Source organism: Bacillus sp. WP8 (assembly GCF_000800825.1).
Lineage (GTDB): Bacteria > Bacillota > Bacilli > Bacillales > Bacillaceae > Bacillus > Bacillus safensis.
This window is the reverse complement of sequence record NZ_CP010075.1, coordinates 1,351,549-1,376,714: the sequence shown is the minus strand read 5'-3', so window position 1 is coordinate 1,376,714 and position 25,166 is coordinate 1,351,549. Positions and strand designations below refer to the sequence as shown.

Annotated in this window: 32 protein-coding genes; 7 read left to right on the top strand and 25 right to left on the bottom strand. The window is 40.4% G+C overall.

Annotated features, from left to right (window positions below):
• Complete coding sequence (locus tag QR42_RS06805; RefSeq protein WP_039178183.1) at positions 1 to 627, bottom strand: YknW family membrane protein; 627 nt, start codon at positions 625 to 627, stop codon at positions 1 to 3.
• 517 nt (positions 628 to 1,144) lie between these two features.
• Between QR42_RS06805 and QR42_RS06800 the strand changes: the two genes are divergently transcribed.
• Positions 1,145 to 1,522, top strand: a complete 378-nt coding sequence (locus tag QR42_RS06800) for a Rok-like winged helix domain-containing protein (RefSeq protein WP_034281609.1) — start codon at positions 1,145 to 1,147, stop codon at positions 1,520 to 1,522.
• 47 nt (positions 1,523 to 1,569) lie between these two features.
• On the opposite strand, the gene moaD is transcribed toward QR42_RS06800, so the two are convergent.
• Genes moaD through QR42_RS06770 form a run of 6 tightly spaced genes read right to left on the bottom strand, consistent with a single transcriptional unit; the run spans position 1,570 to position 5,706 of the window.
• The gene (gene moaD / locus QR42_RS06795; protein ID WP_039178180.1) at positions 1,570 to 1,803 is read right to left on the bottom strand and encodes a molybdopterin converting factor subunit 1; all 234 of its coding nucleotides are present in this window, start codon (positions 1,801 to 1,803) and stop codon (positions 1,570 to 1,572) included.
• Positions 1,796 to 2,287, bottom strand: coding sequence for a molybdenum cofactor biosynthesis protein MoaE (locus tag QR42_RS06790; RefSeq protein ID WP_039178177.1), 492 nt, complete (start codon positions 2,285 to 2,287; stop codon positions 1,796 to 1,798). The genes moaD and QR42_RS06790 overlap by 8 nt, the downstream gene beginning before the upstream one ends.
• Entirely contained in the window at positions 2,284 to 2,808 is a 525-nt protein-coding gene (mobB, locus tag QR42_RS06785; RefSeq protein ID WP_039183079.1) for a molybdopterin-guanine dinucleotide biosynthesis protein B, read from the bottom strand. The genes QR42_RS06790 and mobB overlap by 4 nt, the downstream gene beginning before the upstream one ends.
• The gene (locus tag QR42_RS06780) at positions 2,790 to 4,067 is read right to left on the bottom strand and encodes a molybdopterin molybdotransferase MoeA (protein ID WP_039178175.1); all 1,278 of its coding nucleotides are present in this window, start codon (positions 4,065 to 4,067) and stop codon (positions 2,790 to 2,792) included. Before QR42_RS06780 ends, mobB begins: the two co-directional genes overlap by 19 nt.
• 9 nt (positions 4,068 to 4,076) lie before the next feature.
• Complete coding sequence (locus QR42_RS06775; RefSeq protein WP_039178172.1) at positions 4,077 to 5,093, bottom strand: thiazole biosynthesis adenylyltransferase ThiF; 1,017 nt, start codon at positions 5,091 to 5,093, stop codon at positions 4,077 to 4,079.
• 31 nt (positions 5,094 to 5,124) lie between these two features.
• Positions 5,125 to 5,706: a molybdenum cofactor guanylyltransferase gene (locus QR42_RS06770; protein ID WP_039178170.1), complete on the bottom strand. Its 582-nt coding sequence runs from the start codon at positions 5,704 to 5,706 to the stop codon at positions 5,125 to 5,127.
• 84 nt (positions 5,707 to 5,790) lie between these two features.
• On the opposite strand from QR42_RS06770, the gene QR42_RS06765 reads away from it, so the two are divergent.
• Entirely contained in the window at positions 5,791 to 6,708 is a 918-nt protein-coding gene (locus tag QR42_RS06765; RefSeq protein ID WP_039178167.1) for a coiled-coil domain-containing protein, read from the top strand.
• Between the two features lie 47 nt (positions 6,709 to 6,755).
• Here the strand turns inward: QR42_RS06765 and rok are convergent, their stop codons facing one another.
• From rok to ahpA, 3 genes are all read right to left on the bottom strand, one after another.
• Positions 6,756 to 7,328: a transcriptional regulator Rok gene (rok, locus tag QR42_RS06760; RefSeq protein ID WP_024426871.1), complete on the bottom strand. Its 573-nt coding sequence runs from the start codon at positions 7,326 to 7,328 to the stop codon at positions 6,756 to 6,758.
• A gap of 470 nt (positions 7,329 to 7,798) precedes the next feature.
• Positions 7,799 to 8,257, bottom strand: coding sequence for a TlpA family protein disulfide reductase (locus tag QR42_RS06755; RefSeq protein ID WP_024424727.1), 459 nt, complete (start codon positions 8,255 to 8,257; stop codon positions 7,799 to 7,801).
• A gap of 82 nt (positions 8,258 to 8,339) precedes the next feature.
• On the bottom strand, positions 8,340 to 8,882 hold the full coding sequence (gene ahpA / locus QR42_RS06750) for a biofilm-specific peroxidase AhpA (RefSeq protein WP_003211758.1): 543 nt from the start codon (positions 8,880 to 8,882) through the stop codon (positions 8,340 to 8,342).
• A 271-nt stretch (positions 8,883 to 9,153) separates the two neighbouring features.
• Between ahpA and QR42_RS06745 the strand changes: the two genes are divergently transcribed.
• Positions 9,154 to 9,963 carry a mechanosensitive ion channel family protein gene (locus tag QR42_RS06745; protein ID WP_024424726.1) on the top strand — a complete coding sequence of 270 codons (810 nt, stop codon included), beginning with the start codon at positions 9,154 to 9,156 and terminating at the stop codon, positions 9,961 to 9,963.
• Between the two features lie 22 nt (positions 9,964 to 9,985).
• Here the strand turns inward: QR42_RS06745 and QR42_RS06740 are convergent, their stop codons facing one another.
• The 14 genes from QR42_RS06740 to fadH form a co-directional block, all read right to left on the bottom strand.
• Entirely contained in the window at positions 9,986 to 10,228 is a 243-nt protein-coding gene (locus tag QR42_RS06740; RefSeq protein WP_024424725.1) for a YkuS family protein, read from the bottom strand.
• 50 nt (positions 10,229 to 10,278) lie between these two features.
• Positions 10,279 to 11,409 (bottom strand): N-acetyldiaminopimelate deacetylase, encoded by a 1,131-nt coding sequence (locus tag QR42_RS06735; RefSeq protein WP_039178162.1) that lies wholly within the window; start codon positions 11,407 to 11,409, stop codon positions 10,279 to 10,281.
• 81 nt (positions 11,410 to 11,490) lie between these two features.
• On the bottom strand, positions 11,491 to 12,201 hold the full coding sequence (gene dapD, locus QR42_RS06730; protein WP_039178160.1) for a 2,3,4,5-tetrahydropyridine-2,6-dicarboxylate N-acetyltransferase: 711 nt from the start codon (positions 12,199 to 12,201) through the stop codon (positions 11,491 to 11,493).
• Positions 12,202 to 12,310: 109 nt separating this feature from the next.
• Positions 12,311 to 12,769, bottom strand: coding sequence for a flavodoxin (locus QR42_RS06725; protein ID WP_039178158.1), 459 nt, complete (start codon positions 12,767 to 12,769; stop codon positions 12,311 to 12,313).
• Between the two features lie 16 nt (positions 12,770 to 12,785).
• Positions 12,786 to 13,679 carry a WD40/YVTN/BNR-like repeat-containing protein gene (locus QR42_RS06720; RefSeq protein WP_034281596.1) on the bottom strand — a complete coding sequence of 298 codons (894 nt, stop codon included), beginning with the start codon at positions 13,677 to 13,679 and terminating at the stop codon, positions 12,786 to 12,788.
• Positions 13,669 to 14,145 carry a flavodoxin gene (locus tag QR42_RS06715; RefSeq protein WP_039178153.1) on the bottom strand — a complete coding sequence of 159 codons (477 nt, stop codon included), beginning with the start codon at positions 14,143 to 14,145 and terminating at the stop codon, positions 13,669 to 13,671. The genes QR42_RS06720 and QR42_RS06715 overlap by 11 nt, the downstream gene beginning before the upstream one ends.
• 123 nt (positions 14,146 to 14,268) lie before the next feature.
• Positions 14,269 to 15,150 (bottom strand): transcriptional regulator CcpC, encoded by an 882-nt coding sequence (locus QR42_RS06710; RefSeq protein ID WP_024424721.1) that lies wholly within the window; start codon positions 15,148 to 15,150, stop codon positions 14,269 to 14,271.
• 96 nt (positions 15,151 to 15,246) lie between these two features.
• A complete protein-coding gene (gene cbpB / locus QR42_RS06705; RefSeq protein ID WP_039178150.1) occupies positions 15,247 to 15,690 on the bottom strand; it encodes a cyclic-di-AMP-binding protein CbpB in 444 nt (147 codons plus the stop codon).
• A gap of 146 nt (positions 15,691 to 15,836) precedes the next feature.
• Positions 15,837 to 16,028 carry an antirepressor AbbA gene (gene abbA, locus QR42_RS06700; RefSeq protein WP_003210802.1) on the bottom strand — a complete coding sequence of 64 codons (192 nt, stop codon included), beginning with the start codon at positions 16,026 to 16,028 and terminating at the stop codon, positions 15,837 to 15,839.
• A 149-nt stretch (positions 16,029 to 16,177) separates the two neighbouring features.
• Positions 16,178 to 16,693: a ribonuclease H-like YkuK family protein gene (locus tag QR42_RS06695; protein WP_039178147.1), complete on the bottom strand. Its 516-nt coding sequence runs from the start codon at positions 16,691 to 16,693 to the stop codon at positions 16,178 to 16,180.
• A 146-nt stretch (positions 16,694 to 16,839) separates the two neighbouring features.
• Complete coding sequence (locus tag QR42_RS06690) at positions 16,840 to 17,082, bottom strand: YkuJ family protein (RefSeq protein WP_003212254.1); 243 nt, start codon at positions 17,080 to 17,082, stop codon at positions 16,840 to 16,842.
• A gap of 184 nt (positions 17,083 to 17,266) precedes the next feature.
• The gene (locus QR42_RS06685) at positions 17,267 to 18,163 is read right to left on the bottom strand and encodes a manganese catalase family protein (protein WP_024424718.1); all 897 of its coding nucleotides are present in this window, start codon (positions 18,161 to 18,163) and stop codon (positions 17,267 to 17,269) included.
• 423 nt (positions 18,164 to 18,586) lie between these two features.
• Complete coding sequence (locus QR42_RS06680) at positions 18,587 to 19,807, bottom strand: EAL domain-containing protein (RefSeq protein ID WP_024426863.1); 1,221 nt, start codon at positions 19,805 to 19,807, stop codon at positions 18,587 to 18,589.
• A 64-nt stretch (positions 19,808 to 19,871) separates the two neighbouring features.
• Positions 19,872 to 20,636, bottom strand: a complete 765-nt coding sequence (gene fadH, locus QR42_RS06675) for a 2,4-dienoyl-CoA reductase (protein ID WP_039178144.1) — start codon at positions 20,634 to 20,636, stop codon at positions 19,872 to 19,874.
• A gap of 138 nt (positions 20,637 to 20,774) precedes the next feature.
• On the opposite strand from fadH, the gene QR42_RS06670 reads away from it, so the two are divergent.
• The 4 genes from QR42_RS06670 (at position 20,775) to QR42_RS06655 (ending at position 24,048) form a co-directional block, all read left to right on the top strand.
• Entirely contained in the window at positions 20,775 to 21,632 is an 858-nt protein-coding gene (locus tag QR42_RS06670; RefSeq protein ID WP_039178141.1) for a metallophosphoesterase, read from the top strand.
• Between the two features lie 156 nt (positions 21,633 to 21,788).
• Positions 21,789 to 22,286, top strand: a complete 498-nt coding sequence (locus tag QR42_RS06665; protein ID WP_039178139.1) for a L,D-transpeptidase family protein — start codon at positions 21,789 to 21,791, stop codon at positions 22,284 to 22,286.
• A gap of 73 nt (positions 22,287 to 22,359) precedes the next feature.
• The gene (locus QR42_RS06660) at positions 22,360 to 23,637 is read left to right on the top strand and encodes an MFS transporter (RefSeq protein ID WP_039178137.1); all 1,278 of its coding nucleotides are present in this window, start codon (positions 22,360 to 22,362) and stop codon (positions 23,635 to 23,637) included.
• A 195-nt stretch (positions 23,638 to 23,832) separates the two neighbouring features.
• Positions 23,833 to 24,048 (top strand): hypothetical protein, encoded by a 216-nt coding sequence (locus tag QR42_RS06655; RefSeq protein WP_039178134.1) that lies wholly within the window; start codon positions 23,833 to 23,835, stop codon positions 24,046 to 24,048.
• A 181-nt stretch (positions 24,049 to 24,229) separates the two neighbouring features.
• On the opposite strand, the gene QR42_RS06650 is transcribed toward QR42_RS06655, so the two are convergent.
• On the bottom strand, positions 24,230 to 25,126 hold the full coding sequence (locus QR42_RS06650; protein ID WP_039178132.1) for a DMT family transporter: 897 nt from the start codon (positions 25,124 to 25,126) through the stop codon (positions 24,230 to 24,232).
• Between the last annotated feature and the right edge of the window lie 40 nt (positions 25,127 to 25,166).

Genomic DNA, 25,166 nt, shown 5'->3' with positions numbered 1-25,166 from the left:
CTACCCCCAGCTTACTGATATGTTAATTGCTGTTCCTACATATTGAAAAATTAACGTTAAGATATAAAAAACGCCTATAATCACCCAAGAAATTCTCGGTGATATACGCCCAACTTGGATGAATAAAAAGCCAGTTAAAACAAGATTCCAGATCACAAATAGATCGATATTGGCTAACACCGCCTGCCATGGACCAGAAATTCGAATGAGCGCGTTTAACGAGGTAACCGTGATGTCTTTTGGAACATGAAAAAGGATGACTGCCAAATGAGAAATAATTGTCCCAATGATCGTAACGGGTGTAATGAACAGGACCGCTGAAAAAAGCTGCCGAAATGATGCATCACCTTTCGCTAAAAAAACGATGAACTTATATATAGCCGCATTGATGACAATTCCAAATACGAGACCAATGAGCGTCACCACATAAACAACAGGTACCGGCAAACTTAAATCTGCCCACATTCCCTTATTTACGAGCTCAGACAAATAAGTCACAACGACTGTTAAAATAAGCACACAAGATAAAGGCCACCAAACAACTGGATTTTCCCATACTCTTTTCAGGTGCTCTGATGGTCTTGTACTCACTCCAATGATTGTAGGTTTGTCCATGTTTTCTTTCATCAAATGTCATCCTCTCTATGTCAAGCAAGTATGCAAACGCACAATAACGCTCTTTTTCTTTCTATTTTATCAAAAGATTGCCAATAAGTGATCGAACATTTGATTTTCTTATTTTCGTTGAGAAAAAATTTTATCTATTATTCTATTTTCACGAAAGAAACCCTTCAAATGACCTCATGATCCGACCATATTCATACCAAGAATCGTGCTTTTACTGACCTAAAAACATTTTATTAAGTAAACAATATGTCTTTCGGAATAAATATCCTTTTCTTTTGGATTCGCATGGTCTTAGATAGACACAACAATTTTTTGTTAAAATATTCCTAGTAATTTCGACAAATCCCGGCTTTATAGGACTATGATTGGTTTCTTTTACAGAACAAATAAGTCTTTAGTATCAATACTTTCATATTAAAAAATTAAAAATAAAGGGATTTTACTTGATCAAAAGTTATTTTTTCATATAATGTAAAATAGAGGTAGGTTAAATGATAGTGGAAATGGAGTCAAGTGAATGTTAAGAGAAAAATTGAAAATGCAATTGATTTTACTGTATGAAAAGGAACAAGAAGCATGGCAATACTTTCGAAAGGAAAGAGAATCGATTTATCATGAGCTCAAATTACTTGATATGAAAGAAAGCAGACCTTCTAATGACAAAATATACTACGCTGCAAGATGTGTAGATATTATCAAAGAGAAAAAGGGAAGCATTGTGAGCACAAAAGAATTAAAAGAACAGCTTCAAGCCCAAACAGATTTCAATGTGAGACGAATCAGCGAATTGTATGATCTCATTCAGCAGCTCGATCCTCACATTTCTAAAGCAAGAAGGGGATGTTTTATTTACGAAGATCACACCCAAGTACCTCTACAAACTTTTCACACATAAAAAATTGGTTACAGCCGGGTGGCCATAACCAAATCCTCTAATATCTATTATCCACCACTTACAGGAGGAATGAGTGCAACAGTGTCCCCGCTACGCACTTCAGCATTTTCCCTCGTATATATTTCGTTGACTGCAACCATTACGTTTTGTGCAGCATCAACACCATATACCTCCTGTAATTCTATTTTAATCTCATCAACCGTTGTTTGATCTTTTTGAATGATGATTTGTTGTTTACCGGCCTTCTCAGCAAGGCCGGCGAACAATAATACATTAATCATGCTGATCACCTTCTTTCTCTGCAAGTTGAAGATTGCTAGGTTTACCTTCTGGATATGAAACCGTTTCAAGCTGATCACCTATCCAGGCCTCTCCGTCTTCCCAATATTCTTTTTTCCAAATGGGAACGATTTCCTTGATTCGTTCAATGGCATATTCATTGGCTTCGTAGGCAGCCTTCCTATGAGGAGACGAAACGGCGATCGCAACAGCAATATCCGTTATCTCAAGTGTTCCAATCCGGTGCACAATCGCTGCTTCAGTGTCAGGCCATCGATTCTTGATTTCTTGTCCAATCTGCCTTAGCATGCTTTCCGCCATTGGTATGTATGCTTCGTAGGTTAAACGCAATGTTTTCTTGCCGTTTGTCCATTCTCTGACCGTCCCGATAAACGTCGTAATCGCCCCTGCCTTTCGTCTTGTCACATGCTGAATCAATTCGTTTACCTCAATCGGGGTTTTTGTTATTTTAAAAAATTCGCTCAAAACGTGCCGCCTCCCTTCAATAAGTGAAAAGCAAATGTCATCCCGCGCTTATCAAAAGCTGAAAACACAGGAAACGGGTAATTTTCGGTTAATTGATCTTCTTGAGAAAAATAAATAGCTGCTTGTATATTGGAAAGAGTGGAAAGGTCAATAAGCTCCTCTTCATTCTTTACACAAACGATTTTGCGATAAGGCGCCTGTTTGTACCCCTCTATGAGAACAGCGTCTAACGGAAGATGCTGACACATGTTGAGCAGCTGTTCTAACGTGAAGTCCTGCATCGAAAAATGAAATTCACCTTCTCCTTCCACACCTGCGGCATAGGCACCTGCCTGAATATATCGATCAGTATCTTTTTCTTTGACAAGACGATCTGGTGTCCCGCCATGTCCATGGTGTTTAAAGCAACCCAGCTTCAGTCCTTCACGTTCGGCCAGCTGACAGAGCTTTTCGATTAATGTGGTCTTGCCGCTATTTTGAAAACCGACCACCTGTAATATGCTTAATTTGTCATCCAGCATGGAGACCCACCGCCTTTGTGCTGAAACAGCAGAACATCAACTTGATCACCTGCTTGAAAACCTCTTGTTCCCCCAGGCAGCATGATGAAACAGTCAGCCTCTGCAATAGAGGTCACCGCACTTGATTTATCAAGACCTGTCGGAGTCACACTGATCTGACTCCCAGTGAATTGAAGAGCCGCCCTGACAAAACGAGTAAACGGATTGGCTTTTGGAAAATCATGTGTGAGTTTCGCCTCAGCAAAAGCGGGAAACGGATTTTCTTTCATATACCATTTATAAATGATCGGTTTCACAAATAATTCAAAGCCCACAAAACAGGCAGCAGGGTTTCCAGACAGCCCAAACAGCAATTGACCATTCGGCATTGCAGCCACAGTCGTCACACTTCCAGGTCTCATGGCTACTTTATTAAACAGTACCTTGGCTCCCAGCTTTTCATAAATGGCAGGCAGAAAGTCAAAATCACCCACAGACACACCGCCTGTTGTGATCAAAATGTCTACCTTGCTCATGGCTTCTTTTACCGCATGATAACTTTTGTCAAAATCATCGGAGACTCCGCCTAAATCTAGCGGATCAGCTCCGGCCTCAAGTACCTGCGCATAGACCATACTCAGATTACTATTTCTAATCTTGCCGTCTACCATGGCATCACTTACTTGAAGAAGCTCTGTGCCCGTTGAAATAATGCCAATCACCGGTTTTTTGACAACTGGCACTACCGCATATCCAAATGTCGCCAAAAGAGCCGTGACGCCAGAAGTGACAGCTGTTCCTTTTTTGACCATCACGTTTCCTTTGAGAACCTCTTCTCCTTGACGAGAAATATTATCTCCCTTTTTCAGCGGTCTTTTCAGTGACATGAATGATTTGCCGTCTTTTTCGAAAGTCTTCGTCAGCTCGATCATGATGACGACATTTGCTCCATTTGGAATTTTTGCCCCTGTCATTATACGGATGGCCTGAAAGGGACCGATGGTTTTTGCTGAGATCGTTCCTGCACCAATATGATCAATGACCTCGAATTCAACTGGATGCGCACTTGACGCTTCTTTTGTATCTTCTGCCCGAAGCGCAAATCCATCATACGGAGAACGATCAAATGCCGGAACATCATGGTCTGCCAAAATATCTTCTGCAATAAACCTTCCAAGGCTATCCTTTAAAGGGACCCATTCTATTTCTCCATGTTTTTCGTATTGGTGAACTTTCTTTATAGCCTCTTCTACTGGTATTGGCTGCCGTCTTTCCATCACACTTCACTCCTATATCCCTAGCAGTCTCGCTAGTAATGAATTGGCTTCTTTTTCATCATTTGTTCCATGGATTAATGCACGTCCTCCTTTGAAACAGACCATCCGGTAATTTTCGTAGCGTACATGGATTAAGAAGTCGTTTACTTTCACCTCACAAATAGATGAGAGCCGCTCTTTCATATGCTGAAATGAGAGTTTTGCTAAATCCTTTGAAACAATTTGAACGGTGTCACGTCCGCAAAGGACCGTCGATTTTTTACGCTGATCATGTAAATAAGGATAGGTTCTTGCGATGCCGCAAGTTGGACAGTTCTTCTCTTTAGTGCGAGATAAATCCATTTTAAATGATGTGGACTGCCAAAGATCAAACGTGACAAATTTCCGCTCGATTTGATCTTCATGCCCTGTTAAATATTTTAGTGCCTCTGTTTGCTGATAAGCAGAAACCATTTGAACAGCAGGTGAAATAATCCCCGCTGTATCACACGTCAAGCCGCCAACAGGCATTGCCGTGAACACACATGATAAACATGGCGTTTTATCCGGCAATATGGTCATATACATCCCCTGACTGCTCACACAAGCACCATATATCCACGGCGTCTTCGTTTCTAGTGATAAGTCATTCATCACCATTCTTGTCTCAAAATTATCTGTTGCATCAATGACGATATCTGCTCTCTGGAATAACGGCCTTAACAGCTCCGCCCCTGCATCTTCAATCAGAGCGTGTATGGTCACTTCATGATTGATCTGCTCGAGACGTTTTTGTGCCGCAGCTGCTTTTGGTACATGTGCCTTTGCATCATGTTCCGTGTAGAGCTGCTGCCGCTGTAAATTTGAAAATTCCACATAATCACGATCGACAATCGTAAGCGTACCGATGCCAGACCGGACAAGCCCTTCCGCAGAAGCGGTACCAAGTGCACCGGCTCCAACGATCAGCACATGACTTTCAGCCAGCGCATTCTGCCCTTTTTCCCCAACCGGAGGGAACAAGATTTGTCTTGAATATCGGTCATTCAATGCTGTTCTCTCCTCACCGTTTTTTTATGTATCATATCATACCGTTTTCAGGTAAATCGCTTCTTTTATTGATATTACGAAATTCGTTTGATGTCACGTTCAGTTCTTTCTCTGAAACGATACGCACATGAAGCTTTTGAAGCAAATCTTTAATGGCTAATTGATTCTCTTTTAAGCACGCGCGAATAAACGGCAGAGAGCGGCGGTGATAAAGTGCAAATAAAGGCTGTAATCTGCCCTGAACAAGCGGGATGATGGCATCTGCGTGCTCACTGCAATAGGACGATAATACTTCCGCCGTTTTCTTCCGTATGAAAGGCATGTCACATGCCGTCACTAAATACCATTCTGCTTCTTGCTTTTGCATTGCTGTATATATGCCAGCAAGCGGTCCGCATCCGCGCACCTCTTCATCATCTAACCACACACTTTGTTCACCTCTTGCTTTGAAAAAAGGAAGAAGCGATGGATGACTGATGATGACAGTCTGCCCCTCTAAAAGCTGCTCTTTCACATGCTCATATAATGGTTTCCCTTGATACATATGACTTGCCTTTGGCTCTCCAAAACGTCTGGAAGCTCCTCCAGCTAAAATCACATTCACTACGTGCATCCTCTCATCCTCCTTTGATATGGTTGTTCTAATCGCACTCCTTTCGCATACTTTATTGGTAACATGAATAAGGAGGGTCTATCGATGAACAGGCGCCATGCTTCTCCCCTATTCCATGATCTATCTCAAGAGAATTTATACTTAAAAGCTGAAACTGCCAAATATCAACAAATGATCTCTGATTTACAGTCCTCGTATACGTATTCTAAAAATAAGAAGCTAACTCAAGAATATCATGAGATGAAAAAGGATTACACGCAATTAAAACAACAACTGGATGAAATAACCAATGATCAACATGATGCTGCCTCAAAAATACAGGATCTCTCCTACAGCAAATCAGAATTGTTACATAAAATGGTCCTTCTCCATGAGATGCTGCAAAAGGAAACCTATCATAGAAGAAAAGAAACAGAAGAAAAACACAGGCTGCATTTGAAAGTTGTCAAATATAAGGAAATCTCGCAACAATTAAATGAACGGATAGAGGATCAAGATAAACGACTTGCAAAAGAGGAGAAAAAAGGAAATACTTTATCCGCAGTGATTGAAAAGCTGCAGCAAAATTTGGGCGATAAAAACGCAGAGCTCCATGTATTACAGGAAGGCGTCAGACACCTTCAAGAGCGTTTTTATGAAACGCAGGAGAAATTACTGCAAATTGAAAAAGCAAAAGAAGCGATTTTTTATGAAACGCTCACGAGCTATCAAAAGCAGTTAGCAGAAAGCGAGGAATGGATCGCATCTCATTTTGCTGATATTGACCAGTCAGCACAAACAAATTCACAGCCATTCTCACGAGACCGCATCCTGCAAACGACAGAAGAAATCGAACCGATTTTGAAGAAACTCAACGAACAAGTTCAAACACTTCAGGAACAAGTCGATGCTGTGCAGCGTAATGGAGAAGTCATGACAGTCAAAATCGACGGCTTTAAAAAACAGCGTGATCACCTGCCTAAGGAACGCAAAATTGTCTATACAGTTGATCAAAAGAAGTAATTCTCGAATAAAAAAACTGCTGGCTTGACGCCCAGCAGTTTTTTTATTTATTCGTCTTCTGTTTGAATGTCGCCTTCTAAAATATACTGTCCGCGATAAGGCTTCTTCACTTCAGGATACATTTTAATTAAGCTTTGCATAAACGTTGTCATATTTGGGATTTCAAGACCGCTCTCTTTTTCGATCTCTTTTTGAAGCTCTGAGCTTTTAATCGCTGCATTATGACGTTTTAACGTTTTAATCGCAGCTTCACGAAGCTTCGCTGCCTTTGAGCCAGGACGAGCTGTGCCTCTTCTGCGTCTTGTCGATCCTTCAGGAATACCTACAGGTGCACCGTTTAGCTGTCCTGTTCCTAAAGATGATGATTGTGGTTGTGCCGGCTGCTGGTAGCTTCTCATTTCTTGCGCAGCAAGCTCAGCTAATACAGGCAGTGAATCTGTCTTTCTTTCTGTACGTACTTCTTTTTTTGTATCTGACACTAGACCTGTTCCTTGACGGTCTAATTCTCTTAATTTTGCATAAATCGCATCGCGCTCAATTTGATATTCACGGATGACCTTTACTTCTGCCTCGTTTAATTGTTCCAATCGTAAACGTAACGCTTCCCTCTCATTAAACAATGGATTTCCCCCTCATCATATAAAAAATATTCTATAGTAAATATTAGATTAGAAAACTAATTTTATCAACTATTTTTTTATCATTTTACAGTTTGCTAACAGATAGGTATTTTCAACTAAAATTTTGCCAAGGAGGAAGAATCGGCACTTATTTCATTGCCACTATAGGCTTTTGACAAACCTTAAAATATTGTAAAAAAATTGAATAAACGCTTATACTACTTGATTTATATAGTTATTTACCTAACTGAAATTTCTTTTGTGCAAAAACGTTCTGAATAGTAAAAAGTTAAAATCTTTACAATTTCATTTCAAAACAAAAATGTAAATAGGTCGTTATACCTTTTTGTTTCAGGGATATTTTTTAATAAACTCCCTCATTTTCTCTTTTCTTAGGAATAATAAACTCATCCAGTGCAATACGCCGCCTGTTTTTGCCCATGAAAAAACCCCCATTTATGGGGGAAAGTCTATTCTGCAGCCTTTTCAGACTCAGAAAGCACTCGATTGACACGCTTTTCAAGCATTTTCATTCCGCTTCCGCCGGCTTGGAAGTGACGCAAAGCACCTGTTTTATCAAATACATAATATGCAGGTACATATTCGTTTTCAAAGGCTTCTGTTAGGTGATGATCACTGTCCACAAAGATTGGCTGCGTAATTTCATGTTCTTTCGCAACTTCTTTGATTTTTTCTAGATCTAGGTCATCTTCTGAACGAGGCATATGAACTGCTACAACGTTTAGTTGATCCTTGTACTCATCACGGAATTGATTGACTTGAGGCATTGCCTCTTTACAAAGATGACAGCTGACTGACCAGAAATGAATCAATGTTGGTTTGTCACCAATCAAATCTTCTTTTGTTACTTCTCCATTTAACCACTCTTTTGCACCAGTTAGTTCTGGCATTGGTTGACGTAATTTCATTATGAAGCGCCTCCATCCATTGTATGTGTCGAAACAAAAAGGTCTAACATCAGTTAGACCCTCCTGTTTCTTCAGTTATCAATTAAAGTGTTTTTTGACCAGGTTTCCAGTTCGCTGGGCAAAGTCCACCAGTTTGTAATGCTTGAAGAACACGTAATGTCTCATCTACATCACGACCGATATTGTTGTGGAATACTGTTTGGTATTGAAGTTCGCCTTCTGGGTTAATGATGAATAAACCGCGAAGAGCAATTCCTTCTTCTTCAATTAAAACGCCGTATTCTCTAGACACTGTGTGGTTAGTATCAGCAGCTAACGGGTATTTTAATTCACCTAGACCATTGTCTTTACGGTCTGTATTGATCCAAGCAAGATGCGTGTGGATTGTATCAGTAGATACACCGATGATTTCTGCATCTAAATCTTCGAACTCGTCATAACGATCGCTCATTGCAGTAATTTCAGTTGGGCAAACAAATGTGAAATCCATTGGATAGAAGAAAAGAACTGTCCATTTGTCATTCTTCATGTTTTCCTCTAAACTTACTTTACCAAATTCCTTGTTAGCAAGTACTGCTTCCATTTCAAAACGTGGAGCTTGTTTTCCTACAAAACGCTCTGCCATATGTAAATCCCTCCAAAAAATAATATCTTTATACAGTCTTCTTAGCTGTATATAAAATGAGAATCAAAACTTAAAATTCTCATTTAGTTAATAACTTCACAATTACAATTATAATACTTATGCGATTTTTAGTCAATATTAATTAATAATAAATTTAATTAACGATTTGTCACAATTCCTGCTTCACCTATCAAAAGTTTAACATGACTTGCATAAGGGAACAAATGATTAGCTTCTCTTTTAGAGCATACATAGAAAGGTTTTGAAGATCATGAGAGCATTTCAACAAGTAGATTGGGTTTCCATTATCCTCAATAGCAGTATGATTTTGCTAAAACTAGTCGCCATTTTTGCCATTTACTTTATCATCAGAGCCATAGGAAACAAGATGATTAAGCGAGCCTATTCCACATTCGCTGAAAAGCATGAAGTCTCTTTATCAAGAGCCCAGACGCTGCAAAGTCTAACGTTAAATATTTTCGCCTACTTATTGATTTTTATTCTAGTTGTGATGATCCTCGACTTATTTCATTATAACCCGACTGCTTTGCTGGCAGGTGCAGGCGTTGTAGGACTTGCGATCGGTTTTGGCGCTCAAGGGTTAGTGAGTGATATTGTGACCGGATTCTTTATACTATTGGAAAAACAATTTGATGTAGGAGAATATATAACGGTCGCTGGCTTTGATGGGATTGTCGAACAAATTGGACTAAGAACCACACAGCTTCGAAGCTTCGACGGCACCCTTCATTTCATTCCTAATCGCAGCATACTGAATGTGAGCAACCATTCAAGAGGGACGATGCAGGCACTCGTTGATATTGAGCTGTCTCCGGATGAAAATGTGGATCAAATGATCACAGCCCTTCAAGCTGCCTGTGATGAGGTGCGGGAGGAAACTCCTCAAATTATCGAAGGTCCTCAAGTTGTCGGCGTGGAGGCGTTCGGTTCTTCTTCCCTTGTGCTGCGCATCATAGCGAAAACTGAAACAATGGAGCAATGGCGGGTAGAACGAATCTTGCGCAAAAAAATGAAAGAAGTACTCGATATAGAAAAAGAGCAAAAAGAACCGGGATCATAATCTACCGGTTCTTTTTCTTGTTTTATTGAACACGCTGTTCTACTTCTTGGCAAATTTCATCAGCCGTCATACCTGATGCTGTAATAACAGATGCCTTTGTTGTTGTGTCTGAAATGCCAAGAACATTTGAATCTAATCCTGTGACGACATAACAGTCACACTGATCCATTTGCTGTTCATTTTGAATACGTACGACATCATACCCTTTTTGCTTCAATAGTTCTTCTACATCGGATAAAGATTGTTCTACACCAATTCTTGTCATAATCAAGAACACCTCCTGTTCATAAGGTGTACAGGAGGCAGCTCGATTATTCATTCACCAGCTTGCTTTTTAAAATAAGCCGTCATGACATTCACAGCTGTTTCAATCGCGTTTTCATCCGGCTGGAGCTTTGCATGATGGAGGCCGTATTCTGAATCGACCCCTAACCAAAACATGAAGCCGGGATATTTTTTCAGCATGTAGCCAAAATCTTCTCCTGTCATGGCTTCTCTGCATTCAATCACATTCGCAAGTCCTTCTTCGGCTACATATGACATAAATTCCTCTGTCAAATCCTTTGAATTGTCCACTTCGTAATAAGACGAAGGGTAACGAACGGTTGCTTTGCATTCGTAGCCAATTTCAATTCCTTTTGCCAATGCTTCAATTCGCTTTCTCACCTTGTCCATAGACTCTGGCGAAAGTGTGCGAATGGTACCGTCAAGCTTTGCATGCTGCGCAATAATATTTTGAGCCGTTCCTCCAGTAATCGTGCCCACTGTAATGACCGCACTATCAAGGGGATCAACATTACGCGAAATCACCGATTGCAGCTGACCTACAAGAGCACTTGCAGCAACAACCATATCATTTGCTAAATGAGGATATGCAGCGTGTCCGCCTTTTCCTTCAAGCTCAATCACAAGCTCACTCGTATTGGCAAATAACAAACCAGGCTTTGTAGCAATTGTTCCAACAGGATATTCAGGTGCGATATGCAGCGCTGTAATAAAGTCTGGCGTCCATTTTTTGAGAACATCACTTGCAAGCATTGGTTCGGCACCGCCTGGACCTTCTTCTGCCGGCTGGAAGATAAATAATACGTCTTCTTTGATCGGTTCATGAACGAAATGATCGATGATACCAAGTGCAATGGTCATATGAAGGTCATGTCCACATGCATGCATCTTCCCTTCATGCACAGATTCAAATGGATACCCTGTTTCCTCGGGTATAGACAGGCCATCCATATCTGCACGATAAGCAAATACGCGCGTTGGATTTGTCCCTTTCACTTTTACAAAAAGCCCAGTTCGCCACGTTTCAATCTCAACTCGATCTTTTGAATAGGTGTCCAAATGCTGAATGAGATAAGCTTGTGTTTTAAATTCTTGGAAACCAAGCTCAGGGATTTGGTGTAAATCTCTTCGAATGGATATTAATTGCTCACGATTTAACAAGTGAACTCACTTCCTTTCTTCTATACGAATAAGACGTGGATATCTCATCCACGTCTTTGTCTTCAGCTGCGAATTATATGATTAAAGCTGACGCAGTTCTTGTTTGATTTCAGTCTTACCTTTTGTTTTTTCATCGATGTCTTTGATTTTCTTAGCAGGTGTACCTGCTACAACTGTGTAAGGCTCTACATCGTTCACAACGATCGCACCAGCAGCTACTACTGCACCTTTACCAATTGTCACGCCTTCTAGAACAACAGCGTTCGCACCGATGACAACGTCATCTTCTACCACAACTGGTTTAGCAGACGGCGGCTCAATAACACCTGCAAGAACAGATCCAGCACCGATATGACAGTTCTTACCTACTGTCGCACGGCCGCCAAGCACCACGTTCATGTCAATCATCGTACCTTCGCCAATCACAGAACCGATATTAATAGAAGCACCCATCATAATGACTGCATTATCACCGATTTCAACTTGGTCACGGATGATTGCCCCTGGCTCAATACGGGCTTTAATGTTTTTCAAATCTAACATCGGAATTGCAGAGTTGCGGCGGTCATTTTCCACGACAACATCTTCAATTTTGTCTTTGTTTGATGCTAACACTTCTTGAATTTCACTCCACTCACCGAAAACAACTCCAGTGTTTCCTGTGATGAATGTTTTTGCATGTTCACCAAACTCAATACCTTCTAAGTCACCTTTAATATAGACTTTGACAGGTGTTGATTTTGTACTATTTTGAATAAATGAAATAATTTCATTAGCATCCATTTGTTTCATGTATGTATGTCCTCCTCTTAATTTATACTTCATTACTGTACCAAAGGAGTGTTTTAATGACAAGTGAAAGAGTCATCTCCTCAATGGAAAATAAAACAAGCGGGACCGATTATCCCGCTTCTTGCTGGTGAAGCTGAACAAATTGTTTACCAAAAGAAATTAATTCGTCTTCTTCCTCTCCTTCTGGATTCAGCTCAATTTTAACTGATGGGAGGACAATGTCACCGCCAAGCTCCTTCACTTTTTCTTCGATTAGGTCAACAGCTCCGCAAAAATGTTCGTAAGATGTATCGCCAGAACCGAATACTGCAAATGCTTTTCCCGTTAAATCAAGCTCTTCCATTTCTTCATATAAATCAATAAAATCATCCGGAAGATCGCCATCTCCCCATGTATACGCACCTAACATAATGTGCGAGTAATCATTAAGCAGCTCCGCATCAATATCCATCGCTTCATGCCGGTCCACGCTGGCTCCTGCTTCCGTTATACCTTTTTCAATTAAATCTGCCATCGCTTCTGTATTTCCAGACATCGTGGCATACACCAATAAAACCTTTTCTGTCACTTTTTCTTCCTCCTTATCAATGAATCAATGCAGGCTCCTCATACGGCCTGACAAACTTACTTTCATATAAACCCGCACAGAAAAAGTTTTCGTTTTGATTGGCTACACGAAAACCGTGTCCTTTGATCGTATCAAACCATTTGAGCTCTTTTTGCTCAATATCAAGCTGATACACTTTAGAAAATCCGTGTTCGTCTTGTGAGGTAGTCACATACACAATGCCATTATCCTCTGATACATCCAAAAATGATTCTTCTCTAGCAAAGGCCTGTGATTGAATATCATGCAGAATATTTGTATGTAAATCTAAAATTTGAACAGATCCTTTTTTGCCTTTTTTTGAACCTAATGCACAAACAAGAAGATGTTCATGACAGAGAAGCATAGAAGCTGTCATTCGGTGCTCCTCTCTGTTTAAAAGAAAAATTTGTTCACTCTGCAAGTCATACACCCATATTCCTCCGTGAACTTCATGAATCTGTGTTCCAATATAAAGGTGGTCACCTGCAGCACATAAAGAACGAATGACCGGCGGATGATTCACATGAGCAAATGGCTTCATAATTTCCCAGGAAATTCCGAAATCATTTGACACATAGATACTATGTTTTCCATGCGCACATACAAACCCATCTTTGCGTCCTGTAATAGACCAGACGACTGCGTTTGTTGGAAATGAAGATAACGCCCATGTATTGCCTTCATCTCCTGATCTAATCACTGTGCCATTTTCACCAACACCGAATAAATAAGGGCCAATATAGCTGATCGCATGAATTTTATGCTTGAGCTTAAATAGCTGCTGCCATCCGCTCTCCACACTATAGTGAAAAATACCTTCACGTTTTACAGCAACAAAGTATCCACCACTTTTAGATGCTGCAACGGCTGTTGCTCCTTTATGAAACATGATTTTCAACTCGTTTCTCAGACAAAGCGGCCCACGTTAAAAAGCTCACAGCAAATTCCTGACAGCACGCCACATCTTCATCTGTATCCGGTGCAAGCTCCATTTTTAATGTTTCAGGAAAAACAGATGCACCCGTTGATTTCAGCATGTCATGGAATGTATGGACAGCCTCGCAAAACTTTGGATAGCTGTAATCACCCGATCCAAAGACAGCTGCTTTTATGTGACTAAGTTCAAGAGTAGAGACCTCCTCATAAAAATCCTCTGCTTCATATGGCAAATCTCCATCACCCCAAGTATAAGAACCAATGAATACGTAATCGTATGAGGATAGGTCCTCTGCGTTCGTATCATCAAATTCCATCATCTCTGTATCTATCCCTTTTCCTTCAAGTGTTTGCTTTAAGATCGCTGCCATATCTTCCGTATTTCCAGACATACTCGCAAATGCAATTAGTGCTTTCATCTATCGGTCACCTCATCTAAATGATAATCATTTTCAATTATTATATGTACACTTTAAATGATAATGATTTTCATTGTCAAATGATTTCATAAAAAAAAGTACCTCCCTATTCCAAGAAGGTACTTACACGGCATCATTTTCAAGCATTTCTTTAACCACACCAACAAATGCTTGTACCTGTTTTAACTGAAAAGACGCTTCATAGCCTAGCAGCCATGTGTCACGGCCGATTTGCTCTCCGTTCACATCAACAAGCGGTGTTTTATAAACACTTTTTTCGTGGTCATATAGAGTAACAGAAGGCAAAATGGCGTAGCCGATGCCGTGGTAGGCCATTTGTTTACATGTTTCAATTTGGTCTACTAAAATCGTCTGCTTTGGAGATACTTTAAATTTTTGATGCCACCAGTGCTGGATTTCCTGATAATACGTGCTGTCGCTTTTAAATTGGATAAATGGCCGTTCAGTCTTGATTAATTCATCTACGTCCTTGATCACGGAATCGACTAAGTATAAATGATCTGTCATCAAGTATTCCTTTGTCCCCTTCCAATCAGGGTTTCCGCGAATGATTCCTATGTGCACATGGTCTTCATACAAGCTTTTGAGCATTTCACTGCTCCAGCCGGTAACGAGTGACACCTTGGCATTTGGATATTTTTCGACATACCGTTTTAACACCTTTGGCAGCCAGTGCTGTCCAATAATCGACGCCACCGCAAGCTTGAGTGTACCGTGAATGTCACCCTCAAGTTCATCAATTCGTTCTCTCACTCGATCCTGTTCAACCGTTACTTCTTTTGCAAATTGGATAATCTGTTCACCTGCTGAAGTCACGGTCAGCCCCTTTTGTGAACGAAAAAAGATTTTCGTTCCCCATTCCTTTTCGATCGTCTGCAATCTTTGCGATAATGCAGGCTGAGAGACAAAGAGCCGTTCCGAAGCCTTCCTCATATTCAATTCTTCACTTAGCACAACAAGCATATGTAACTCCTGAAGCTGCATGGGCGTCCCCTTTCTCTCTATAAGTTTTTCTTATTTCATATGCTCATTATATAAATTTTAACTTATGAAGGCAAAAAAAATAAGCTGGGCTGCAGCTCATTTTTTCGCGGAATGAATGACCTCATTTAAGCGCTTTAATACAACTCGTCGAGTAAAAATGCCTTCAAAGACTTGCTCCTCATTTACTACACAAACAAATCCATTATTTGTCACAGCGTGAACGCCTTTTATTACAGGATCTGTCGTTTTGAGTCTCGGAATATCCTTCAGCATAACCTCTTCGACCTTCAACTGGTCGAGCTTCTCAAATTCGATTCGTTCTAAACCGAAGATTTTATCCATAATCATATTCGTTCCAATTAACCCGTGTAAATGATAAGAAGCGTCTAATACCGGAATAGCTGTATATCCTGTTTTGGTTAGGACCAATAGGGCATGCTCAAGGTTATTGCCAATTTGAACATGTGCGACTTTATCTGCATCAATCATATGCTCGGCTACTGTGGACTCAAGCAATTGAGTCGGCTCTATCTCTATCATGTTTCTTCGACCCCTTTTCTCTCAATCATCAATCATACATTCCCCATTACGATTAAGCATAAACTAAAACGAATTTTGTCGAAAGATTTTTTCTGCATAAAAAAGATACTCAGCCCCCGAGTATCTAATAGAATGTTAAAGCAATATTAATTCTCAAACCTTACTCTGTCATACAATGTGATCAATTGCTTATACGTATTGTCGTCGACATTTTTTGTTCCACATTCTATATCATTGATCTCACTGCTTAGTAATTCGACAGCATATTCCTGATTCAGCAATACGTTTAATAATAGCTTTTTCTCTTCTTCATTAAAACGATTTTCGATGACGCTCATTCAACATCAGGCCCCCTGTTTCATATATGCTTTTATATTGATTAGCAGGCTTTTGAATGTCTGCTTCCTCTCTATACAGCTAGAATAAGGAACTAGAATCGAATCGTCAACCGCACGTTTCGACAAGGTTTGGAGAAAAATGACGGAATTTATTTTGTATATCGATTGGCATAGCAAAATGCTGCATATGAGTCGGGTTTTATTTTCGCTTCAATTCCCATAGCTGTGATCATTCCGGTCATTTCCTGGATCAGCTCTTTTGTACTTCCTTTTTTGCCAATGTCCAGATGGGCTTCAAAACGAAGGTCTGCCCCTTCCTCAGCAAACGGAAGAAGCAAATCCATCAGTTCTGTTAAAGGCCCCTCAAGGATGTCTGCACATACCTTTTGGCTAAACGCTGTCTCTAATGAAATTTTTTCTCTAAGACTTTGCACGGGTCTTTCAATCACTTGTTGTGTGAGGCAGCCCCAAGCTCCTTTGCCAATCCGGTGGAGATGAATTGCAGTCATAAATGTTGTGACATTTTGATTGACCTGAGAGTCCGTACCAATTGATAACACATAGGCGGACCTAGGGTCTTTTCGAATAAAGTCTTTCATTCTCATGACGACATCAGAAAACGCTAAACGATCTTCAGAAAGATTGTAGAAAAAAGAATCACTCACAGAAAGGAACTCCTTTTTAATGGTCTCTTATCCGAAAAATGCGCTGATTGATCATCTTCCATTTGTACATATCATCTATGATGATCCATGTATGCTGCCGCAATAAACGAAGGAATCCTCAGAAAAAACATTTCATACGATTCAGCTTAGGATTGTAGAAGCTCAAAAATCTCAATCGAAATCATATCAATGTTGTCAAATGGGAAAGTGTTTGGCTTATCCCCTTGTTGAAAAACAGTCAATTCAAACGTTTGATTCTTTTCGAAATACTTAACACTACAGATTTTCTCACCGTTCACTTCGAAATAACGCTGTGCCGGCTCGTTTGCAGCTTCTGCTGTCTCTTGAAGACTTTGCAGCCTTGTAATGATACCCATTAATTGTGACATTCTAAAAAAAGACTCCTTTCAAAAAAACAACTCAAGATGAACCCGTATTGATTATACACAAGTCCTACAAAGCATCATACCATAAAGTGTTCTCAGATGATATTTTTCCTCTTGAATTCAAAAAAAGAAAAAGAATCTGTTTTTTTAGTTTGAGTCTTTTTTCTAATCTCATGCACCATGATTTTTATAAACCAGCAGATCTCATCAGCCGTTTCGCAATTTCATCAAAATCCTCTTTTGAAATGCCTGGAGCAAACTCTTCCGGTAATTCTCTATAATCTGGCACAGGTGCACCTTGCGGGGTGCCTTCAATGACTGTGAGCGGTTTTCCATCAATCGGGTGGCTCCCTTTCCAAATTTTATTGATATCCTTGTAGTCCGTATCACTAAATGTATACAGCTTTGTATGAACATTCTGGTCTTCAAATTTTCTCGCTGAATCAAAGTATTTATTATCGAGATTTGGGATTGGGAGCATCTTCCCTACATCTACTCCTGTAGCGACTTCTAGTGCCTTTGCATATGCCACAATATGCACGCCGCCCCTGACAAGTAAATAACCGATCATCTCTCTTGCTGTAGGGTGGTCCGTCATTTCATATACACGCATTTTGTGCGTACGTGCTCCGCATTCAAGGAAGAAATTATGAAGGAGGTCAAGAATCAGGTTGCCGCTTGAGAACACATTCTCTCCTGTCCAAGGTTTTGCCATTGAATCAAACGGATAGCCTGTTTGGGCTGTTTGAATAAAATGCTGTGTATTTCGTTTATCGACAGCTGCCTTCATCGGCGTCGTATCTGGATCTCCTCCATGGGTAGTTCCTGTAATCATGAGATTGATGGCTGTGGTCACAAGCTCAACATGACCGAATTCTTCAGCTGTAATACTGGATACGAGGTCATAAAACGGTTTGAGTTTTCGTTTCCCTCTAAAGTTAAAGGATTGAAACATGTAATTATTTAATGTGGACATTTCACCGAATTTTCCGCCGAGTAATTCTTGCACAGCAGCGGCACCATTTGCATCTGGGTGATCTGGTCTTGGCAAATCAATGAGCAGCCGCGTGTCACGTTTGATCATGATGTTTCCCTCCTACTGTCTAACTATCATCACTTAAGATGTATGGAGGGTTTGGGCTGTCCTATGCATGAAGGGAAAGATTGAAGCACAAAAAAAACTTGGCGGGGGTAGCGCCAAGTTTTTTGGATCTTGATCTGATAGAGGGGTTGGGGAACAGAGAGTAGCTTCTCTCTATAACTAAATGATAATGATTATCAGTTTCATTGTCAACCATTTTTTATTTTCTTTTTTCTATCAAAAAAAGCAGCCTACGAGGCTGCTCAGATTGATGACAAAAAGCTGAAATTCCTTTTGTTTACATTTCAGTGTGATAGAAAACCTTTGAAGTCTAGGAAGGACGAGTACCGGAGCGAATTATACATTCGTGAGCACTGCCACGCAGGACTGACAAAGAATGCGAGGATTAGTCTTCACGCCGCGTCTTCAAATTAATCCATCTTGCTCATATAAATAGGCATATGGAAGGTCTATAAACAAATACATATCTCCCTCTAAAGGATAAGAAAACGTACGTATCCTCTCACCTGTTTCTAAATCACTATAAATATCGCTGAAAAATCCTTTTCCGCTAATTCTCATTTGAAGAATATTTGCTAGGAAATAAGGACGCCAGCTCCAGTTTTTTTCTATATACTCCGGCTGAAACAACCATTCTTCTTCTTTTTTGAACACATTTCCAGTGATTTGAAAGCCTTCTTCATTACACATATAAATCCGAAAGCTGCAATCTGTTAGTTCAAGTGCCAGTTTTTGAATGAGCTCATCATTTGTGCTGCACGATTTCTTTAAAGTCGTAACAGCTTGATGAATTCGTTTATAAAATGTTTCAGAATGTTCGTAGACAGCTTGCAGCTTCTTTTTCTCATGGGCAATAAATTGCTGGAATTCTTCTCTAAGCTGATCTTTTCGGTGGCTTCGATCGATTAATTCTCCTGCAGGCTCATGAAGATAGAACCCTTGAAAATATCTCCCGCCATTTCTCCAAGCATACTGTAGCTGGAAATTTGCTTCAATGTCCTCATAAATTAAAGCAGCTCCTATTTTTCTTGCAAGCAATGAAATGCTGTACAAGACATATTCATAGGAAGGAGATGGAGCCGATGCCTTTAATGCCTGTAAATCTATTTTTAATAAATCAGGTGAAAGCAAGGCAATCCGGTCCAGATTACTGCTTTCTTTTCCTATATTTGAGACGGCGATTTTAATCCCATATGTACGATAATACGTTAACGTATGGTAAAGCTGTTCAATGTCGCCGCTAAACGTATGCTCTGCAAACTCAATAACAAACCGGTTAAGCTGAATGCCCCTTGCTTCATATTCCTTTAAGAGTTCTAAAAAGCTTTCCCCGTGATCCAGCATGAGGATATTGGCATCATGATTAATAAAAATGAGCAAATCGTCATCTGCTGTTGTGAAGAGATCAAGTGCTTGAGTCAGTACTTTGTGATCTACTTCCAATTTATATTCGTCAGGAATAGATGAATCCGTAAAGAAGGAGCCTAGGCTGACCGTTTCTGACTCAAGCTTCATTCTTCCTAGAATCTCATAGCCTATCACTTTTTGCTCTTCCGCACTGAATATTGCTTGATAGTGCGGGAAAACATCTTCAATATTCGTTAAAATATCCAATGGATCGACCATTTTCATCACCTGCTTCTCTCTTTGTGTGATTATACCACATCAAAAGCAGGTCTTACATCGTCAATCAAAATGGTGATTGGTTGAGCCATTGTCCCCCATCCATCGTAATACAATCTCCATTTATATAAGACGCATGCTCCGATAATAAAAAGCTCGCAAGCGCTGCAATTTCCTCAGGTGTGCCCAGTCTGCCAAGAGGAACGCTATCTAATGTTCTTTGCGCTGCTTCTTCTGATTCCCATAGTTTATCTGCTCCGCCTGTTCTCTCGATTGGGCCTGGTGCGATGGCATTGACGCGAATTCGATATTGCCTCCCCCATTCAACAGCAAGCGTTCGAGTCAGGGACAACACGCCGGCCTTTGCTGCCGCCGAATGCGCCACGCCTACACCAGCACCCCATGCATAGGTAGCCACCATGTTAAGTATACTGCCCCTTTTCTTTTGCCGAATCCAGTAATTGCCCACTGCATGGCTGCAAAAAAATGTACCATTTAACACAATATCAATCACAGCTTTCCAGCCGTTAGGAGACAGCTTTTCTGCTGGCACTAAAAAATTTCCTGCTGCGTTGTTAATGAGGGCATCGACATCACCAAATGTATCCACCGCAAACTTGACCATTTGGTCAGCATCCTCTGGGTTTCGCACATCCATTTGGAAGTAAGCGACTGCTCCGCCCTTCTGCTTCATTTCTTTTGCCGTCTTTTCCAGCGTCTCTTCCGTTCTACCAGTAATCACAACATTCCAGCCTTCAGCTGCCAAATGGGCAGCCATTGCCTTCCCCATACCGCTTGATCCCCCTGTGACAATCACTGTTTGCTTCGTCATTTGTTCTCCCCCTTTGTATGATTTGAATGACTATTCATTCATTATTGTCTATCATATCATGATTGACCCTCGGTGCACCATATGGGAGATTATCCAAATATGATGCTATACTTAATTTTATTTATAAAGGAGTCTTATATGAAGCAGCTTTCCCGCAGACAATTTTTAAAAGGAGCAGCTGGTGCGAGTATTCTCGGTTTTTTGGCTACAAGTTGTGGATATGGATATGCCAGGTACATTGAGCCGCGCATGATCGATACCGTGTCACTGACCATTCAAGATGCTCAGCTTCCAGCTTCATTTGACCAGTTTAAAATAGCCCAATTTAGTGACGTTCATTTGAGTGATACATTTCCTGCGAAGGACCTAGAAGCCATCGTTCAGAAAATCAATGCTGCATCTCCAGATCTCATTGTGTTCACAGGTGATCTCGTTGATTTTCAAGCATCCACCCAAGAGCATGAAAAAGCGAAGACTTATTTGAATAAGCTTCATGCTCCGTTCGGTAAACTAGCCATCTACGGAAATCATGACTACGGACCATTCGGAGTGGAGCTTTATGAGAAAACAATGGAGGCTTGTGGATTTACATTATGTAAAAATGATGTGTTTCTATTAGAAAAAGATCATGCACATATTCAGATTGCTGCACTGGATGATCTTATGATGAGCGTGCCTGATTACGATTTGATCAAACGGGAAGTATCATCTGATTTATTTACGTTGCTGCTCGTCCATGAGCCTGATGCAGCATTAGAGCTGAAAACAACACCTATTAACTTGCAGCTTTCCGGGCATACGCATGGCGGTCAAGTGCAGCTGCCTTTCTATGGACCGATTCTCACAGCACCTTACGGCCGTACATATGTAGAAGGTTTATACGAAAGCGGTCAGCACCGCATCTATGTCAACCGTGGACTTGGGACAACACGTCTCCCGCTTCGGTTTTTAGCCAAGCCGGAGTTAACCTTTTTTACCTTTACATCTCGTGTATAAATAGAAGCCAAACCGCCCTCTCCTGCATATGTATAATCAAAGTACTTTTTCATGACAAATGTTAGGAGAAACCTTACTGAGCCTGATTCCGTCCATATAGTATGTCAAGTGACGGCATCATGGCTTCTTTTATTTAAGTAAAAGGAGTGTACTTTGGTGCTTCGATATACGGTGAAAAGAGGAGAAACTCTTGCTTCTATAGCGCTTGATTTTCGAACAACAACAGATGCCTTAAAGGCTGCAAATCCGTCACTTCAAGCTCGCGAGCCTGAACAAAATGAGGTCATCATCATACCTGGTTTGCCAGATCCTAATACGATCCCTTACCGCATCTTTGTTTCGATTTCAACGAAACGTCTCGTTTTGTTTTCTGGATCACAGCTTATTCGTTCGTATCCGATTGCAACAGGGAAAATTTTAAATATGACACCGACAGGTTCTTATTATATTGTCAACAGACAGCCAAACCCAGGAGGTCCCTTTGGCGCTTATTGGCTGAGCCTCTCAAAAATTCATTACGGCATTCACGGTACGAATAACCCGTCTTCAATTGGTAAAGCTGTTTCTAGAGGATGCATTCGCATGTATAATCAGAATGTCATCGAGCTTGCTTCACTCGTTCCAAACGGAACACCTGTGACCATTAGCCAGTAGATGAAATCAATTGTACGAATGGTTAAAATTTTATATGATATAAAGTGGGATCTTCAGGTTAAGGAGCGTATTTATGGATATTTTTAAAAACAGAAATTTTGTTCGTCTCTTTTTTGCGGCACTTGCTTCGCAAATGGGGACAACAGTAGGCAATATGGCGTTTGCCTTTTATTTGCTCGACCATTTTAGTCATCAGCCCGCATACGCCACATTGGCTGAACTTATGTATTCTCTTCCTACCGTCTTTGTCTTTTTTATGGTCGGTGTGGTCGCAGACCGTTTTGATCGTAAAAAAGTCGCAGAGAATTGTGATTGGATACGAGCTGGGCTGACGATTGTATTATTCATCGTTATTTATTTTAATTCACTGCCACTTATTTTCTTGATCTTGTTTATTCGAAGTGCTATTACGAAGTTCTTCTATCCAGCTGAAGCTTCTCTCGTTCAGGCGATTTTAAATAAAGATCAATATGCAAAAGCCGCTGGCTTAAATCAAATGCTGTTTAGTTTATTTATGGTATTTGGCGTTGGACTCGGTGCCATTATGTATAAGACGATTGGACTTCACGGTGCCATTACAATTGATTTGGTCAGCTTTATTATTTCAGGCATCCTGATTCGTTCATGTAACATTCCAATTGAAGCGCGTCAGCCAAATGGACAAGCTGGCTGGAGAGGCATGACCATCAAAACGTCTCTGAAAGATTTTAAAGAAGGCATCCTATATATTTTAAAAAATAAATTATTGGCTTCTTTAATTTTTGGCTTTTTTGTTTTCGGTCTAGTTAATGGCGCATTTGCCGTTCTGCCGATGTTTACAATGAAATATGGACTTTCACCAGACCATTTTGAACTGCATACATCCTTCTTTACCATTGCGATCGGTGCAGGCTTGCTCGTTGGAAGCTTAATGGGCTCTGTCCTCGCTAAAAAGGTAAAGATGCAATATCTCATGTCGATTCCAATTTTGGTCGCAGGTATTTTGATTTTTGTCCTTGGTTCTACCCATACATTATGGTTGTTTTATGTCACCTCATTTGTCATTGGTACATGCATCGGCCCAGTCAACATTGTCATTGGAGGCTGGCTGCCTAGAATCGTCCATCCTCGACTGATGGGTCGTGTGTCAGGATGGGTTGACCCGCTCACTATGTTTGCTCAATCGATGACATTAGGTCTGATTGCTGTATTATTTCCAAAACTCATCACAAATGTTTCTTATATTTATTACGGAATGGGCTTTATTATTTTACTTGTCTTCCTTTTTTACTTCATTACACTGCCAAAGTTCAGCAGAGAAGCTGACGACTTAGACGTGCAGCGTGAACTAAAGGGGCAGGGAGTTCAATAAGTAAATAGCAAAAAGGACTTTCTTTTCAGGAAAGTCCTTTTTTCATGGATGAAACGTCCTTCATGCATTTCCTCTGTTGAGAGAATCTGCTTGAAGGCTTGCTTTATTGATCCATTTTTTCTTGTTTTTCACAATTAAATTCCTTTACATCTTTAAACGTTTTATAGTAGGATAGTCAGGTTGGAGGTGAAAGAAATGCTAAAAAGTTACTATTTTATTCATACTAAAAATGAACAGGGACAGTTTGTTGTACATACAGAAGATTGTGCATTTTTAGGCGATGCTGCAAGCCGTACGTTGATTGGCCTGCACATGAATGGCGAAAGCGCCATGGATGAAGCCAAACAAATGACGAATGAAACTGACTTTAATGGTTGTTTTTATTGCGCTTATTCTATTCATACAAAATAATTTATCCTGTATGCATCACATATACGCGCATATGGTGGACTGCATATATAAAAAAATATCATTTGAGAAACTACCCATTTTGATAAATAGGTAGTTATCATGAACTAATAGTTCACTTTGTTTATATTTCATTCAGTCAATTCTTCTTATCATTTCTTCTATTGTTCATCGCCCACCCCGCTCATTTTTTCGGCTGATACAATGCCAAGAATAAAATCATATAGACAATACAAGCTGTCCCTATCCATTGGAAAAGTCCGAATGGCTCTTTTAACCAGAAAACAGTCGTGACGACTGCTGCAAGGGGCTCAACACTTCCAATTAAGCTCGACTCTTTTGGTGATAAGTATTGCAAACTTTCTATGTAAAACCAAAAAGCGATCATCGTTCCAAATATGACCACAAACAATAAATAGACATACGCTTCAAAAGGTAAATGAGTGAGATTGACCTTCCATGGAGGATGGATCAAGCTAAGGGCGCCTCCTCCTATAAGCATCGCCCAGCCGACAACCACTAGAGAGTCGAATTGTTTTAACAGGCTGATCGGATATAACGTATAAAACGAGAGCGACACAGCCGATAGTATTCCCCAAATCACTGCCACAAATGGAACGGTTAATGTTGAAATAGAACCATTCGTCAATAAGAAAAACATACCCGCTAAAGCCAATACCACTGTGACCAAATCTCTTCTAGTGAAGGTTGATTGCCTGCGAATGACCAAATACACGATAATCATGACAGGGGCTGTATACTGCAGCAGCGTTGCCACAGCAGCATTTCCATGTTGAATGGATGCCATATAAGTATATTGAACAGCCAGCATACCCATTAGCCCAAATAGAAGGACTTGCATCGCTGTCCTCTTCTTTTGCCACACACCGAACAGATGTGTTTTTTCTTTTGTCATCACATGAACAAATAAAAGCAATCCCCCTGAAATGAGCAGCCGGACCGTCACAAGCCAATTGACATCAATCCCATATTGCTGAAACAATTTTTGTGAAATTGTTCCTCCTACTCCCCAGCAGATAGCGCCTATGAGTACAAGTAAAATTCCCTTTCTCCTATTCATTTTCATTCTCCTCAATTCTCAACAAATCATGATAATATAG

Excerpts from the sequence above, each read along its gene's own strand:
- QR42_RS06715 (WP_039178153.1), bottom strand. The coding sequence starts at position 14,145 with ATGAAAGCACTAATTGCATTTGCGAGTATGTCTGGAAATACGGAAGAT.
- QR42_RS06670 (WP_039178141.1), top strand. The coding sequence starts at position 20,775 with ATGAAGCAGCTTTCCCGCAGACAATTTTTAAAAGGAGCAGCTGGTGCG.
- QR42_RS06745 (WP_024424726.1), top strand. The coding sequence starts at position 9,154 with ATGAGAGCATTTCAACAAGTAGATTGGGTTTCCATTATCCTCAATAGC.
- QR42_RS06655 (WP_039178134.1), top strand. The coding sequence starts at position 23,833 with ATGCTAAAAAGTTACTATTTTATTCATACTAAAAATGAACAGGGACAG.
- QR42_RS06765 (WP_039178167.1), top strand. The coding sequence starts at position 5,791 with ATGAACAGGCGCCATGCTTCTCCCCTATTCCATGATCTATCTCAAGAG.
- ahpA (WP_003211758.1), bottom strand. The coding sequence starts at position 8,882 with ATGGCAGAGCGTTTTGTAGGAAAACAAGCTCCACGTTTTGAAATGGAA.
- QR42_RS06720 (WP_034281596.1), bottom strand. The coding sequence starts at position 13,679 with ATGTTTCATAAAGGAGCAACAGCCGTTGCAGCATCTAAAAGTGGTGGA.
- abbA (WP_003210802.1), bottom strand. The coding sequence starts at position 16,028 with ATGAGCGTCATCGAAAATCGTTTTAATGAAGAAGAGAAAAAGCTATTA.
- QR42_RS06800 (WP_034281609.1), top strand. The coding sequence starts at position 1,145 with ATGTTAAGAGAAAAATTGAAAATGCAATTGATTTTACTGTATGAAAAG.
- fadH (WP_039178144.1), bottom strand. The coding sequence starts at position 20,636 with ATGACGAAGCAAACAGTGATTGTCACAGGGGGATCAAGCGGTATGGGG.
- mobB (WP_039183079.1), bottom strand. The coding sequence starts at position 2,808 with ATGCTGGATGACAAATTAAGCATATTACAGGTGGTCGGTTTTCAAAAT.
- QR42_RS06710 (WP_024424721.1), bottom strand. The coding sequence starts at position 15,150 with ATGCAGCTTCAGGAGTTACATATGCTTGTTGTGCTAAGTGAAGAATTG.
- moaD (WP_039178180.1), bottom strand. The coding sequence starts at position 1,803 with ATGATTAATGTATTATTGTTCGCCGGCCTTGCTGAGAAGGCCGGTAAA.
- QR42_RS06685 (WP_024424718.1), bottom strand. The coding sequence starts at position 18,163 with ATGATCAAACGTGACACGCGGCTGCTCATTGATTTGCCAAGACCAGAT.
- QR42_RS06660 (WP_039178137.1), top strand. The coding sequence starts at position 22,360 with ATGGATATTTTTAAAAACAGAAATTTTGTTCGTCTCTTTTTTGCGGCA.
- QR42_RS06690 (WP_003212254.1), bottom strand. The coding sequence starts at position 17,082 with ATGTCACAATTAATGGGTATCATTACAAGGCTGCAAAGTCTTCAAGAG.
- QR42_RS06805 (WP_039178183.1), bottom strand. The coding sequence starts at position 627 with ATGAAAGAAAACATGGACAAACCTACAATCATTGGAGTGAGTACAAGA.
- QR42_RS06770 (WP_039178170.1), bottom strand. The coding sequence starts at position 5,706 with ATGCACGTAGTGAATGTGATTTTAGCTGGAGGAGCTTCCAGACGTTTT.
- QR42_RS06755 (WP_024424727.1), bottom strand. The coding sequence starts at position 8,257 with ATGAAATTACGTCAACCAATGCCAGAACTAACTGGTGCAAAAGAGTGG.
- QR42_RS06650 (WP_039178132.1), bottom strand. The coding sequence starts at position 25,126 with ATGAATAGGAGAAAGGGAATTTTACTTGTACTCATAGGCGCTATCTGC.
- QR42_RS06740 (WP_024424725.1), bottom strand. The coding sequence starts at position 10,228 with ATGACAAGAATTGGTGTAGAACAATCTTTATCCGATGTAGAAGAACTA.
- QR42_RS06680 (WP_024426863.1), bottom strand. The coding sequence starts at position 19,807 with ATGGTCGATCCATTGGATATTTTAACGAATATTGAAGATGTTTTCCCG.
- dapD (WP_039178160.1), bottom strand. The coding sequence starts at position 12,201 with ATGAAACAAATGGATGCTAATGAAATTATTTCATTTATTCAAAATAGT.
- cbpB (WP_039178150.1), bottom strand. The coding sequence starts at position 15,690 with ATGATAGAGATAGAGCCGACTCAATTGCTTGAGTCCACAGTAGCCGAG.